Origin of the sequence: Sphingobacterium sp. HMA12 (assembly GCF_002933815.1) — a bacterium.
Taxonomy (GTDB): Bacteria; Bacteroidota; Bacteroidia; order Sphingobacteriales; family Sphingobacteriaceae; genus Sphingobacterium.
Map to the genome: position 1 here is coordinate 193561 of NZ_BEYR01000003.1, position 12751 is coordinate 206311.

15 protein-coding genes are annotated in these 12751 nt (G+C 43.7%); 9 read left to right on the forward strand and 6 right to left on the reverse strand.

Annotated elements, in window-relative coordinates; all coding sequences use genetic code 11:
* Positions 1 to 60 precede the first annotated feature (60 nt).
* Positions 61 to 186 carry a hypothetical protein gene (locus tag HMAT_RS27595; RefSeq protein ID WP_262508768.1) on the reverse strand — a complete coding sequence of 42 codons (126 nt, stop codon included), beginning with the start codon at positions 184 to 186 and terminating at the stop codon, positions 61 to 63.
* A 102-nt stretch (positions 187 to 288) separates the two neighbouring features.
* On the opposite strand from HMAT_RS27595, the gene HMAT_RS17695 reads away from it, so the two are divergent.
* Positions 289 to 1263, forward strand: a complete 975-nt coding sequence (locus HMAT_RS17695) for a YeiH family protein (RefSeq protein WP_233789429.1) — start codon at positions 289 to 291, stop codon at positions 1261 to 1263.
* Positions 1264 to 1301: 38 nt separating this feature from the next.
* On the opposite strand, the gene HMAT_RS17700 is transcribed toward HMAT_RS17695, so the two are convergent.
* The 3 genes from HMAT_RS17700 to HMAT_RS17710 all read right to left on the reverse strand — a co-directional run bounded on the left by HMAT_RS17700 (position 1302) and on the right by HMAT_RS17710 (position 2890).
* On the reverse strand, positions 1302 to 1772 hold the full coding sequence (locus tag HMAT_RS17700) for a GNAT family N-acetyltransferase (RefSeq protein ID WP_104384188.1): 471 nt from the start codon (positions 1770 to 1772) through the stop codon (positions 1302 to 1304).
* A 48-nt stretch (positions 1773 to 1820) separates the two neighbouring features.
* A complete protein-coding gene (locus HMAT_RS17705) occupies positions 1821 to 2279 on the reverse strand; it encodes a MaoC family dehydratase (protein ID WP_104384189.1) in 459 nt (152 codons plus the stop codon).
* 170 nt (positions 2280 to 2449) lie between these two features.
* Positions 2450 to 2890, reverse strand: a complete 441-nt coding sequence (locus HMAT_RS17710) for an SRPBCC domain-containing protein (protein WP_104384190.1) — start codon at positions 2888 to 2890, stop codon at positions 2450 to 2452.
* A gap of 230 nt (positions 2891 to 3120) precedes the next feature.
* On the opposite strand from HMAT_RS17710, the gene HMAT_RS17715 reads away from it, so the two are divergent.
* From HMAT_RS17715 to HMAT_RS17750, 8 genes are all read left to right on the forward strand, one after another.
* Complete coding sequence (locus HMAT_RS17715; protein WP_104384191.1) at positions 3121 to 3927, forward strand: alpha/beta hydrolase; 807 nt, start codon at positions 3121 to 3123, stop codon at positions 3925 to 3927.
* Positions 3928 to 4090: 163 nt separating this feature from the next.
* Positions 4091 to 4579: a hypothetical protein gene (locus tag HMAT_RS17720; protein ID WP_104384192.1), complete on the forward strand. Its 489-nt coding sequence runs from the start codon at positions 4091 to 4093 to the stop codon at positions 4577 to 4579.
* Positions 4580 to 4859: 280 nt separating this feature from the next.
* Positions 4860 to 5747, forward strand: a complete 888-nt coding sequence (locus HMAT_RS17725) for a DUF3347 domain-containing protein (RefSeq protein WP_104384193.1) — start codon at positions 4860 to 4862, stop codon at positions 5745 to 5747.
* An 11-nt stretch (positions 5748 to 5758) separates the two neighbouring features.
* Positions 5759 to 6190: a hypothetical protein gene (locus HMAT_RS17730; RefSeq protein WP_104384194.1), complete on the forward strand. Its 432-nt coding sequence runs from the start codon at positions 5759 to 5761 to the stop codon at positions 6188 to 6190.
* Between the two features lie 11 nt (positions 6191 to 6201).
* Positions 6202 to 6681: a DUF3347 domain-containing protein gene (locus tag HMAT_RS17735; RefSeq protein ID WP_104384195.1), complete on the forward strand. Its 480-nt coding sequence runs from the start codon at positions 6202 to 6204 to the stop codon at positions 6679 to 6681.
* Positions 6682 to 6684: 3 nt separating this feature from the next.
* Positions 6685 to 6849, forward strand: coding sequence for a hypothetical protein (locus HMAT_RS17740; protein ID WP_233789431.1), 165 nt, complete (start codon positions 6685 to 6687; stop codon positions 6847 to 6849).
* A 5-nt stretch (positions 6850 to 6854) separates the two neighbouring features.
* Positions 6855 to 7319, forward strand: coding sequence for a DUF2231 domain-containing protein (locus HMAT_RS17745; RefSeq protein WP_104384197.1), 465 nt, complete (start codon positions 6855 to 6857; stop codon positions 7317 to 7319).
* A gap of 4 nt (positions 7320 to 7323) precedes the next feature.
* Positions 7324 to 9609 carry a multicopper oxidase family protein gene (locus HMAT_RS17750; protein WP_104384198.1) on the forward strand — a complete coding sequence of 762 codons (2286 nt, stop codon included), beginning with the start codon at positions 7324 to 7326 and terminating at the stop codon, positions 9607 to 9609.
* A 343-nt stretch (positions 9610 to 9952) separates the two neighbouring features.
* On the opposite strand, the gene HMAT_RS17755 is transcribed toward HMAT_RS17750, so the two are convergent.
* Both HMAT_RS17755 and HMAT_RS17760 read right to left on the reverse strand, forming a co-directional pair.
* Entirely contained in the window at positions 9953 to 10951 is a 999-nt protein-coding gene (locus HMAT_RS17755; RefSeq protein WP_104384199.1) for a beta-ketoacyl-ACP synthase III, read from the reverse strand.
* A gap of 306 nt (positions 10952 to 11257) precedes the next feature.
* On the reverse strand, positions 11258 to 12673 hold the full coding sequence (locus HMAT_RS17760; protein ID WP_233789433.1) for a PLP-dependent aminotransferase family protein: 1416 nt from the start codon (positions 12671 to 12673) through the stop codon (positions 11258 to 11260).
* Between the last annotated feature and the right edge of the window lie 78 nt (positions 12674 to 12751).

A 12751-nucleotide genomic window follows, 5' to 3' on the forward strand; every position in this document is an offset into this window, starting at 1 on the left:
GTTTATTTACTGTTTTTTTTATTTGAATCCTACTGAAATATAAGGGTTTATTTTTATTCTTTATACTACTTTATCTTTTATTTTTCCGGTGGAGCGACCATAGCGCAATACGGCTCCGGACGACCATCCATTAGCGAATTTAATCCGGTAATTCATACAATTGGCATTCGGAGGCTGATTCTTCATATACTTTATGTTGTATAATTTTTTGTTATGACTTATTAGTTTTTATAGTTTTATTGATGAGTAAAAGTTATTCAATTTTGTGCAGGATCAAACACAGTTACCATGTATAAAAAAGGAAACCTTACGATGCGATACAAGCATATCCTCAATAAAAAAATCTCCATCCGGGAAATCATCTTTACCCTCTTGCTTATCCTATGTCTGACACCGATCATATCAGCTCCCCTGGCGCTGCTGCTGGGTATTATTGTTGCCCAATGGATCGGACATCCCTTTCTGGCTGTTAATCATAGAGCCACGCAGATGTTGTTACAGTTCTCCGTTGTCGGCTTAGGCTTTGGTATGCATATTAACAGTGCTGTTCAGACGGGTAAAGAAGGGTTTTGGCTAAGCGTCATTTCTATTATCGGGACATTGTCACTGGGATATGTATTGGCTAAATTGTTAAAACTGGAAAAAATGACCGCTTACCTCATCACCGTCGGAACAGCTATTTGCGGTGGGAGTGCCATCGCTGCTGTTTCACCCACAGTGAAGGCGAATGAAAAGCAGATCAGTGTAGCGTTGGGAACCATCTTTGTCTTAAATGCTGCTGCGCTGTTTGTATTCCCGGTCATCGGTAGTGTCCTGGATCTCTCGCAGACACAATTTGGGCTCTGGTGCGCGGTTGCGATACAGGATACGAGTTCCGTGGTCGGTGCGGCAAGTAAGTACGGCACCGAGGCGCTGCAGGTGGCGACTACCGTTAAATTAACACGGGCATTATGGATAATTCCAATTTCGTTGCTGAGTGCCCTTGCCTTTAAGGCCAAGGGGACGAGTATCAGGATTCCTTATTTTATCGGGTTATTTGTATTGGCTATTATCCTAAATAGCTATATTCCATTTTTTCGGGGTGTGGGAATATATGTCGTTCAGATTGCTAAAGCTGGACTTACCTTGACACTCTTTCTGATCGGAGCCAGCCTGTCCAGAGATGTGTTGCTGTCAGTAGGTTATAAGGCAATCCTGCAGGGACTGGTATTGTGGTTGAGCCTCGCCGTCCCCGTGCTGCTTTATATTTATTTCTATCTGTAGAGATATGGTACGTGTCTAATTGCAATAGAAGCCGGCTTTTAGGCGTCTTGGGGCTGGTATTTCAGTAAAACCATATCTTTTAACAATTGACCGTTTTCATAGATCGGCTGTTCGTAATTTTCGATAAAAAAATTCCGACGGATACCATATTTAACAAAACCATTGCGCTCATAGAATCTGATCTGATCCAGACCACAATCAGCCGTTCCAACAATCAGATTTGGATATTTTGCAAGATAAGTTTGTCGGATATGACGTAATATTTTACTGCCAAGCCCGCTGTTCTGGTGCGCGACGGCGACGGCGATATTTTTGATTTCCAGGGTTTCGCTATCGATGGGATACAAACAAAATACAGCAATGGGTTGCTGCTGTTCCTCAACAACAAAGACAGCGGAATCAAAAAGATACTCATTGATCGCGTCGACTGTCTCATCTGCCAGAAGCAACAAATCATAAGGATAGTCCTTATGATTTGTGATCTGTTTTATTTCTAAATCAGCTAACATACAAATAGTCTGTCTAAATCCATTAAAATGGATGTTGTTCTGATTGACTTAATTGAAATGGTATAAAAAGATGACATCCCCCACATAGGCCGGTTTGGCACTATCTTTAATTTTTAAGGTTGCCTCAATGGTTACTTTGACAACTCCCCTGAGGTTAGCAACAGATTTAACATGAGTATGCAATTGTACTTCATTATCGACCAGCACAGGCTGCGCAAAGCGTAGATTTTCGATACCATAGTTGATTTCCATTTTGACATTCCGTACTTCGGCAATCTGCTTCCACAAATAGGGAATAAGTGATAATGTCAGATAACCATGTGCGATGGTCGATTTAAATGGACTCTCTGTTTTCGCTCTTTCGCTGTCGAGGTGAATCCATTGGTGGTCTAATGTTGCATCTGCAAACTGGTTGATCTGTTTTTGGTCGATTGTGTGCCATTGAGATTCGCCTAATGACTTTCCTTCAAAGGCTTTGTACTCTTCATAATTGTTAATTATTGTCATATGTTATGTCTTTATCGCTTTTCGTTGGAATTTGGTCCGTAGGTTATATACTGGGACATCAAATTTTGGCTAAAGATAACCATTGTCGTTAGCAATCCAAGTATGTCCGTTATTATATGTCTATTCGTTGGGATGATCCTTGCCGGAGCAATGGCCAATAACCGATGTATTTAATGCGTCTGTCCGTAGGTAGTGTTGCCGTATGTTTTCTCTACATAAGCTTTAAAATTGTCGAGAATGGCTTGCCAACCATGGCGTTGCATCTCGATGGGATTTTCAGATTCGGCATCAAAAATAACCTCGATATCGGTAGTAGATTTTTTCGAGGTAAAATTGATTGTTACCTGACGGCCATCGGGCATCGCATAGGCGATTTTTTTAAAGGGCTCAAGTGCAGTATAGGTTCCTGTAAAGTCAAAGCCGACAGAACCGTCCTTTGCTTCCATACGATTTTTAAATTTTCCTCCGACGCGCAAATCGTTAATTGCGTCCGTGCAACGCCAGTCTTCAGATGCCCGGTTCCATTCCATAATGTCCTCCGCAGAAGTGTAGGCATTCCAGATGGTTTCCACCCGCACAGCAATATGCGTCTGTATTTTTATCTGCTCCATATTACGTTAATAATTTTTTCTAAAGTAATTACAGTTTCCTTACTAATAACAGGAAAATTTATCTTTTGTTATGTCCTCCGCGAGATAATGCTGATTATTCCTCCAAAAAAATGTGCAGATCCTGTTGAGCTTTTGCTGGGTATTGCGGAGCAAACAATTTTGTCTTAGAAGGCGGGGATCCAAAGGGTTTTTGCTAACTTTATGAATGTGAATCCTTAAACCCATTTATTATGTCTCCAAAATTTCTTGTTGTATTCTTATTATTCATTTCATCGAACCGAATTTTTGCCCAAAAATACCGTACCATAGAAAATATTAGCTATTGTAAAATTACTGATACCGACGGGTATAAAAAAGAACGTTGCAAGCTCGATCTCTATGTGCCGACCGATCGAAAGAATTTTCCTACAATTGTGTGGTTTCATGGCGGTGGACTGGAAGAAGGGAATAAATTTATTCCATTGGAGCTTAAGGAGAAAGGGGTGGCGGTCGTTGCGGTCAATTATAGGCTGAGCCCCAAAGTGAAAGCTCCGGATTACATTGACGATGCGGCTGAAGCTGTTGCCTGGGCTTTTTCACATATTGCATCATATGGGGGTGACCCGACGAAGATTTATGTTTCTGGGCACTCTGCGGGGGGATATCTCGCGCTCATGGTGGGACTTGATAGTAGTTACCTGCAAAAACAGGGTGTCAGCGCAAATAAAATAAAGGGGCTGATACCGATCAGTGGTCAGACGAATACGCATTATACGATCAAAAAGGAGCGTGGACAGTCTATGGCAATCCCGCAGATGGATCAATATGCGCCGATCTCCTTTGCACGCAAGGACGCACCCGCTACTGTACTGATTACCGGTGATCCACAATTGGAACTTCCGGCCAGATATGAAGAGAATGCGCATCTCGCAGCGATACTAAAACAAGTGGGGCATACCAAAACGTCTTTATATCAATTGCAGGGCTTTGACCACGGTGGCGTATATGCCCCCGGCTGCCTGCTGATGCTTAAATGGATCAAGGAACAGGAGAAATAGATAGGCGGTCATTTCAGTGACTGGAAATGAAATCTTATAAATAAAATAAAAAATATTACAATAGCGATTTGGGAAAAAGTTGCGACCTTTATTCGGTAATAAAACATATACTCCGATATTTTGTAATCGGGTAGCTGTAAAAAGAGATAAATTTTAATCCGTTATGTGGGCAAAAGTCAACATCCTGTTGGTCATCTGTATGTTGGGGCTATTTTTAGCTCCGAGCCGGGTGTTTGCCTGCCATCTGACTCCTGAAAAACCCAAACAGGAAGAAAAAATGTCGTGTTGTTCCGACAAAGATCCACATGTAAATACTGCCGATGAGGGAGAAGGTGTAAAAGACATTGACAAAAGTCAGGATTTACATCATGCGCGCAATAGTCGTGACATAAAAGATATGACAGCAAAAGATTGCTGTAAGGATAAAAGCGAGGATTCACATACAACACAAGATCACGGGGATGACTGCAGTAAACATTGCGGTGAAAAATCATGCCGTACCTCCATGCCGTGCAATCCCATGATTTCCTTTTGTGAAACGGATCTGATTCCACTTTCGGATACGGATCAGCTAAAACTATACACCCTGTATAAGCAACCTTTTTGTTCGGATGCTTATTTTTCGATCTGGCAGCCACCTAAAATAGCCTAATAATCGACCATAGCCCATGCTATGTCCTTTTGGATCGTTGTCTACATTCAAAATCCCTTTTAGTTATTCAATGAAAATTTCCATTGGCTGACATCATCCGATGCCAGTCAATAGCTCAATTGCTGCGAACGGCGGTTTTCATTGGTATTCATTTAATCAAATTTTATTTATCGTGAAATATCCCTATTTGAAAAGCACAAACACAGATCAAATATGCGGGGACTGGAAACGATGTTAAAGACAAATCAAGCGTAACAAGCTCAAAAAATATAATTTAGCTATGAAATCAATTTCACTAATTGGTATGGTAAGCCTGGTATTACTGACCAATATTACAATACATGCACAGATCAAAAATGCGAAAACAGCAACCGTAAAGGTATTTGGAAATACGCCGGCGGCGAAGATGGTCATTGAAGGAGAAGGTAAGTCTGGAAAGACGGCCCGGGTAGCCTGGGACAGGCAAACGAATATGGCGACCATTACCTATGATGCGTCAAAAACAAATACGGATGAGATCCTAAAGCGTATTGCCCTGGCGGGATATGATAATGAGAAATTTCTCGCTCCGGATGATGTCTATGCACAGTTGCCTAAAGGGGATCAATACGTCAGGAGCCTGAAACCGAAGCCTGAAAGCCAGACTATGACGGTCATTCCGCAGGACGGACACCGGAGTATACCGTCACCTGATCATTCAGCGCATCAGCCAGTGGCGGAAACGGCCGCAGGCAAAGAAACACAATTGACAAATCTGGTCAATCAATACTTCGCTTTAAAAGATGCGCTGGTCAAAACAGATGCATCGGCGGCGGCAGAGAAAGCAGCCTTATTGCAGGAGGCGATCAAAGCCGTGGATATGAATAAGCTTGCCTCCGCCGAACACACGGTATGGATGAAAGTGATGAATAACCTGGCTACTGACGCCGCTGCCATTGCTAAGGGCAAGGACATAACCAAACAACGGCTAGGATTTGCTTCGCTTTCCACGAAGCTCTATGAACTGGCCAAAGTGAGTTCTTTTGGAAGTCCTGTCTACTATCAACATTGTCCGATGTTTAATGACGGGAAAGGTGCAAACTGGTTGAGTAAGGAAAAAGCGGTTAAAAATCCATTCTACGGATCGCAGATGATCACTTGTGGAAGTACAGTTGAAACGCTTAACTAGTAACCGGCCAAATGAAATATTTAGTTGCTATTATAGCGGTGTTTGTCCTCACATGGACGGCATGCACCAATCCGCAAAGCAAATCGAAGGCGGTACTTCCAGAGTCCGAAAAGGATACAACAATGTACGTGGCAGCTGCTACGAAGCAGTACAAAAAGGGGGATCTCGTGCCTACCGAAGAGGTGTGTATGGTCAACGATGCTTTTATGGCCAAGAAACAATTGCTGGTCAAACATGAGGGCAAGGATTATTATGGCTGCTGTGAAATGTGTAAGGAACGAATCCCTAAAGATGCTGCTGTTCGTGTTGCTATTGATCCCCTTTCCAGGAAAGAAGTGGATAAGGCCAGCGCCGCAATTGCGATAACGGGTGATCAAGGTGAGGTTTCTTACTTTGAAAACGAAGAGAATTATCGGAAGTATGTTGAAAATTTAAATCAATAAATAGACTTAACATGAAAAGATTAATACTGATTGTGGCAACAGCTGTGACTTTGGCCTCCTGCAACAATTCAAAACCGAATCATACACATGCCGCACATACGGCAAATGAAAGAGAGGAGAAGAGCGCTTCTACAGATAAAACAAAAGCGGATGCAACCGAGCTTGTTGATACAACAGCAAAAGCGGACACTACGAAAACGGCGGCTACAACAAAATCAGTAACAAAGAACAGGTCTCTTGATGGGGTATACACTGCCTACTTTGACCTGAAAGATGCGCTGGCAAAAGATGATGGACAGGCTGCACAGCAGGCTGCCAAAAAGATGGAGGCTGTGGTTGCGCAGATTGATGTTGCTAAGCTGGAGGCAGCTGATGCGGCCGCCTGGAAGCAGTATCAGCGGAAATTGGCCTTTGATACAGAACATATCGCCGGGATTGATGAAAATGGGCATCAACGTGAGCACTTTGTGACGCTATCCAAAAATGTGTAGGCGTTGATGAAGGTGATGAAACCGGAAGCTCCAGTCTACTATCAGCATTGCCCGATGTATAACGACGGTAAAGGCGCACATTGGCTGAGCAAACAAAAGGCAATTGACAATCCTTATTTGGGTAAATCCATGCCGACCTGCGGATCGACTGTAGAAACGATTCAATAGGAGGTATGGAGAATTTATTTGAAGGCTTTCCCAATTTGCATCCCTTGGTGGTGCATTTTCCCATCGTGCTGCTGCTTTTGGCCCTGCTCAATCAGGTAGTGGCTGTCTGTTATAGTCGTTATAGGCGGGAGCTGAACATATTGACTTGCGTACTGCTGCTTTTGGGCACGTTGTGGGCTTTTATGGCCATTCAGACGGCATCCCATATTTCGGGCGATGCCGATGAGGCAGCTTTTGCAGTTTTTGACATCCACCAACGTTATGCCTGGATCAGCTTTGGGCTTGCAGGCGTAAGTACGGTTGTCCGTTTTGTGACGCTGCGGCGGAGTACCCTAAACTGGACAAACTATTTAATAATGATTTTGTTGATAAGTTTGTCCATGACACTATTTATTACCGGACACCATGGCGCGCGACTGGTCTATCAGTATGGTGTAGGGCCTAAGGGCAATGGCGTTTTAATCAAGTAATCGTATGAAAGTAAGTAAAAAGAGAAATATTGTATTAACAGTTGTTTTATTCGTAGCGGCACAGGTCGCGGTGTTTGCCCAAAAGGTGGTACGGCATGACCTTTATGTACGGGATACCATTGTCAATTATGCTGGCAAAGCAAAACGTGCCATTGCCGTAAATGGGCAGATTCCTATGCCCACGTTGACTTTTACCGAGGGGGATACCGCTGAAATCGTTGTTCACAATAAGTTGAAAGAGGGTACCTCACTGCACTGGCACGGTATCTTTCTGCCAAATAAAGAGGACGGCGTACCGCATCTGACCCAGGAACCGATCAAGCCTAATTCGACCTACACTTATCGTTTCCCGATCATCCAGCATGGGACACATTGGTATCATTCGCACTCGGGTTTGCAGGAACAGATTGGTATGTATGGTAGCCTTATTCTGAACAAGAGGGCGGATGACAAGACTTTTCGCAAAGGGATAGATGACTTACCTACTATTCCGGTTATCATAAGCGAATGGACAAATTATAATCCGGATAATATTCAGCGGATGCTGCATACGGGAAATGACTGGGCAGCTATTAAAAAAGGCGCGACCCAATCTTACGTGGAGGCGATCAAAGAAGGGAAATTTGCAACGAAAATCACCAATGAGTGGAAGCGTCAGCTTGCCATGGATGTCAGCGATGTGTACTACGACAAGATTCTGTTGAATGGTGCCCATTCCACAGATCTAAAGGAAGTGGATGGCAAGGCCTTGAAAGCGGGAGATAAGGTGCGTTTAAGGATTTCCAATGGTGGTGCTTCATCCTATTTTTGGCTACGCTACGCCGGTGGAAAAATTACCGTGGTTGCTAATGACGGGAATGATGTGGTGCCTGTGGAAGTGGATAGGCTTATGATCGCCGTATCGGAGACCTATGATGTCGTGGTGACGATCCCCAATGCGGGAACAGCCTACGAATTTATGGCGACGACCGAAGACCGGACACAATCTGCAAGTTATTTTGTCGGTAGCGGCATCAAACAGCTGATCTCGCCGCTTCCCCGTCTCAAATATTTTGAAGGGATGAAGATGATGAATGACATGATGAAGATGGACGGTAATCTCAATGATATGGGGATGAATATGAGTCTGAATCAGATGGATATGAATGTGGTCATGTATTCGGAAATTACCGGAGATGGAAAGAAAAAAGAAGATCATGGCAAGCATAGTGGCATGGATCATGGAAAGATGAAGATGGATGAAGATCCAAACCGTTACAATGCGAATGCACTAGGAGATATCGTTACCCTCAATTATGCGATGTTGGAATCTCCCCATGATACCGAATTGCCGAAGAGCGCTCCTGTGCGTGATCTCAAGTTTACCCTTACGGGAAATATGAGCCGCTATGTGTGGAGCATGGATAATAAGATCCTTTCGGAAACGGATAAGATCCCGGTGAAAAAAGGGGAGGTGTTACGGATCACCATCTACAACAACTCGATGATGCGCCATCCGATCCACTTACATGGCTTTGATTTTAGGCTGCTAAATGGCAAGGGCGCAAAGGCGCCGCTGAAAAATGTGGTCGATATCATGCCAATGGAAACGGATAACATTGAGTTTTTGGCAAATGAAGAAGGAGACTGGTTTTTCCATTGCCATATCTTATACCATATGATGGCCGGAATGAACCGGGTGTTTGCCGTGGATGACTATAAAAATCCCTATTTACCCGACAAAGCCAAGGCCTATAAGGAACTGCAACATGAAAGTAATATGACGCATTTCATGGCGCAGAATGATTTTGCGACAAACGGAAATGATGGTCAGGCGATGTTCCAGAATGCACGCTGGCAACTGGGATCGGAATGGCGATTGGGGTACAACGATATGCATGGTTATGAGGTAGAGACGCACCTGGGGCGGTTTTTTGGAAAAATGCAATGGTTTATGCCTTTTGTAGGTTTTGATTACCGTTACCGCCGAATGGGCGAAGACGGACATGAAAAAAACATCTTCGGTCAGGCCAATAAAAAAGATAGCCGTAAGGGGGTGAGTCTGGGTTTTATGTACACATTGCCGATGCTGGTGAATTTTCAGGCCGAAGTATATCATGACGGTATCGTCCGATTGCAAATGATGCGTGAGGATATCCCGATCTCCCGCAGAATACGGGGTGATTTTATGGTCAACTCAGATCTGGAATATATGGCCGGACTAAATTATATCATTACGAAAAATATGGCTTTCAGGACGCATTATGACAGCGATATGGGATTTGGTGTAGGACTATCGTTGAATTATTAACGAACGGATTTTTATTTTTCTCTGTTACTGGCTAATAAGGGAGCAAGTTGTGATTATCTCCTGCAATAACACATACTTGTTTGTGAAATTATTCGGATTTACCCGGACTTTATACGCTTTCATCCGAATGAGGTCCATATAAAGTCCGGATGAGGTTCCTATTAGCTCCCTGTCAATATACTTGTTGACTTGAATTTGTAAACCTCTTGTATCCCCGGAACCCCAACATTTTTAAGGAGATGCTCTCCATCATGGACAGCACAAAAGAAAGCGCCAGAAATCGTTAAATTTCTGGCGCTTTTTTATGGTGTTTGGGGTCTAGTTACCGACGCTATTTTGATTGTTAGATCATCCACTTAAAGATGCTCGCCCCCCAGGAGAATCCGGCTCCGAAAGCCGTAAGCATCACTAAATCGCCGGTGTTCAATTTTTTGATATTTTGCCAGATACATAAAGGGATCGTCGCGGCAATGGTATTGCCTAAGTATTCGATATTGCTGAGTGCTCTGTCTTCAGGAATATTGAGACTACGGCCTACGGCATCGATGATACGTTGGTTGGCCTGGTGTGGAATTAACCAGTTGATATCTTCAATTTGTAAGTTATTGCGCTGTAAAACGGTATTACAAGCATCACTCATGGACTGAACAGCATGTTTAAAAACTGTTTTGCCATCTTGCTTAAGAAAGCGGTTGTCGTTTACCGGAAGGTTACTGTCAATTGGATAGAGTGAACCACCAGCCTCGATTTTCAAAAATTCACGTCCAGCACCATTGCTACGCAGGTAGGCATCCATGACACCGCCTTCAAGTGAAGGTTCGAGCCATATAACGCCAGCACCATCGCCGAAAAGAATATTAGTAGAACGATCTTTTAAATCAACATAGGTGCTGATATTATCTGCGCCGACAACAAGTACATTTTTGTAACGTTGTGTCTCCACGAGTGAGGATGCCATATCCAGCGCATAAAGAAAACCTGAACAAGCTGCGTTGACATCAAATGCCCATACATTGGTCAACCCCAATTTATCGAGAATAATATTTGCCGTAGCTGGCATAGGCATATCTGGTGTGGAAGTTGCAACAATAAGCGCATCAACATCCCGCAAATCTTTATTGTATTGTTTTGCTAAATCCTGGATAGCTTTGACAGCCATGTCCGATGTGGCAAGATTTTCGTCCAATATCCTCCGCTCCTTAATTCCCGTACGTTTGATAATCCATTCATCGGAGGTCTCGCAAAACTGCTCTAAATCGGTATTGGATCTTCTGTTTGGTGGAATGTATCCTCCAACCCCAGTTATTGCTGCATACGGCCTGCTCGGTATTCTTTCAGTCATAAAATAATGTACTCTTTTCTCTCTTTTTATACAGGCAGATCTAACAAAATAGACAGCGTGTAATTTTGCGCCGTAAAACTACGGTTAATTTGTCCAACTAAAAGTGGAAAAGATAGGTTTTTGACAAAATAATTACGTTTTTTTAGCAAAATTAACTGTTTTTAACCTTTGCTCTATACTATTCTTTTAATTGGTCTTGGTGAAGCGAAATTATATGTTGTCTGTTTCCTATTTGTCAAAATATTAATCTTTTTGTCCTTTTCAAAATAAGGAAACGGTCTAGCTATTTTAACACGCTGAGCCCACTTATATTGAAATTCGGGCGAGTTGGAGCAGATCGGCCAAGATCTGGATTCCATCTTCGATCTGTTCTTCCGAAAGTGAGCCATACCCTAGGCGTAAGCCCCCGTAACAATTGTCTTTGTGGTAGTTGTCGGGGTGGGGGATATGAACGGATTTTTCTTTCAGCTTTTTGAACAAGAATGTCCAGTCTACCTGATGTCTGAATTCAAGCCAGACCGCCAAACCGCCTTGAGGAGGTTGATAGCTGACATGCTCCAATAGATGTATGTCTAGCTGTCTGACCATAAAGTCGCGCTTGTTCCGATAGTAGTTGGTGGCTTTGCGGATGTGTCGTCTGACGGTGCCGTCCTGGATAAGTTCCAGAACAGCCTGTTCCATGATATTATCCCCTTGTATATCGACCATATAGCGCAGTTGCGCGATAGCCTGCAAGAGCTTTTCATCTTTGCTGACCAGATAACCTATGCGAAGCGCGGGGGCGACCACTTTGCTCAATGTGCCGATGTAGATCGAGTTTTGTAGTTGGGTATCAGCAGCCAGTGGATAACATGGTGTATGGTCGAAGTGAAATTCGTAGTCATAATCATCCTCGATAAGCGTAAATCCATACCGATTGGACAGTTGAATCAGCTCGGACCTACGTGCCTGACTTAATGTGGCCGTAGTTGGATACTGCCGATGTGGTGTAAGGTAGGCCGCCTTAATATTTTTGTTTTCTCTCAGGTGAGGGATCATTTCATTAACAAGCACACCATCCTGATCAACGGGGATTTCGATGAGCTGTGCGCCAGTATGCTCAAAGATCTTCCAGGCTGAATGGTATCCCGGAGATTCAACGAAGATAAAATCATCCTTTTTCAATAAGCATTGGGCAACGAGGTACATGGCCATTTGGCTGCCACGGCTGACGCATAGATTGTCCAGCGTAATATTCATATTACGCTCCTGATTGAGCATATCCGCGATCGCCTGTCTGAAATCAATATGTCCTCTCGGATCGGCATAGCCCATCATTTTCCATCGGGCACTCCGTTTGAAAATCTGCCGATAGGCACGTCCGAGCTGGTCTATGGGAGCGATTTTACTGTCTGGATTACCATCGTCAAAGATAATACGCAGTGGTGCCGGGGCTTGTAGTCCGGTGATGCTGTGCGCTGTATTTTCAGTTGTGGCAGTTAATGGTGGAAGTTGCTCGGCCACGAAAATTCCACGGCGCTGCTCACTCACCACCCAGCCTTCGCTCAAAAGCTGCTGGATCGCTTCAACCACGGTATTACGGTTTAGCTTTAATTGTGCCGCAAGTGCCCTGCTGCTGGGCAACGCAGTTCCGCGGGTTAATCTACCTGACTGTATGTCGGCAGCAATACTATCTGCTAGTTGTAAGTAAATCGCCTTTGTGGAGGATCTGTCAATCTCCATTGTCAAATTCCAGGGTCTGAGCATGGTCAATTAAATCGGGTAATTCAACCAAAGATACAATTGTTCTGCAAGATTGAA

Coding starts and splice junctions, on each gene's coding strand:
- HMAT_RS27595 (WP_262508768.1), bottom strand. CDS start 186: ATGAAGAATCAGCCTCCGAATGCCAATTGTATGAATTACCGGATTAAA.
- HMAT_RS17695 (WP_233789429.1), top strand. CDS start 289: ATGTATAAAAAAGGAAACCTTACGATGCGATACAAGCATATCCTCAAT.
- HMAT_RS17700 (WP_104384188.1), bottom strand. CDS start 1,772: ATGTTAGCTGATTTAGAAATAAAACAGATCACAAATCATAAGGACTAT.
- HMAT_RS17705 (WP_104384189.1), bottom strand. CDS start 2,279: ATGACAATAATTAACAATTATGAAGAGTACAAAGCCTTTGAAGGAAAG.
- HMAT_RS17710 (WP_104384190.1), bottom strand. CDS start 2,890: ATGGAGCAGATAAAAATACAGACGCATATTGCTGTGCGGGTGGAAACC.
- HMAT_RS17715 (WP_104384191.1), top strand. CDS start 3,121: ATGTCTCCAAAATTTCTTGTTGTATTCTTATTATTCATTTCATCGAAC.
- HMAT_RS17720 (WP_104384192.1), top strand. CDS start 4,091: ATGTGGGCAAAAGTCAACATCCTGTTGGTCATCTGTATGTTGGGGCTA.
- HMAT_RS17725 (WP_104384193.1), top strand. CDS start 4,860: ATGAAATCAATTTCACTAATTGGTATGGTAAGCCTGGTATTACTGACC.
- HMAT_RS17730 (WP_104384194.1), top strand. CDS start 5,759: ATGAAATATTTAGTTGCTATTATAGCGGTGTTTGTCCTCACATGGACG.
- HMAT_RS17735 (WP_104384195.1), top strand. CDS start 6,202: ATGAAAAGATTAATACTGATTGTGGCAACAGCTGTGACTTTGGCCTCC.
- HMAT_RS17745 (WP_104384197.1), top strand. CDS start 6,855: ATGGAGAATTTATTTGAAGGCTTTCCCAATTTGCATCCCTTGGTGGTG.
- HMAT_RS17750 (WP_104384198.1), top strand. CDS start 7,324: ATGAAAGTAAGTAAAAAGAGAAATATTGTATTAACAGTTGTTTTATTC.
- HMAT_RS17755 (WP_104384199.1), bottom strand. CDS start 10,951: ATGACTGAAAGAATACCGAGCAGGCCGTATGCAGCAATAACTGGGGTT.
- HMAT_RS17760 (WP_233789433.1), bottom strand. CDS start 12,673: ATGGAGATTGACAGATCCTCCACAAAGGCGATTTACTTACAACTAGCA.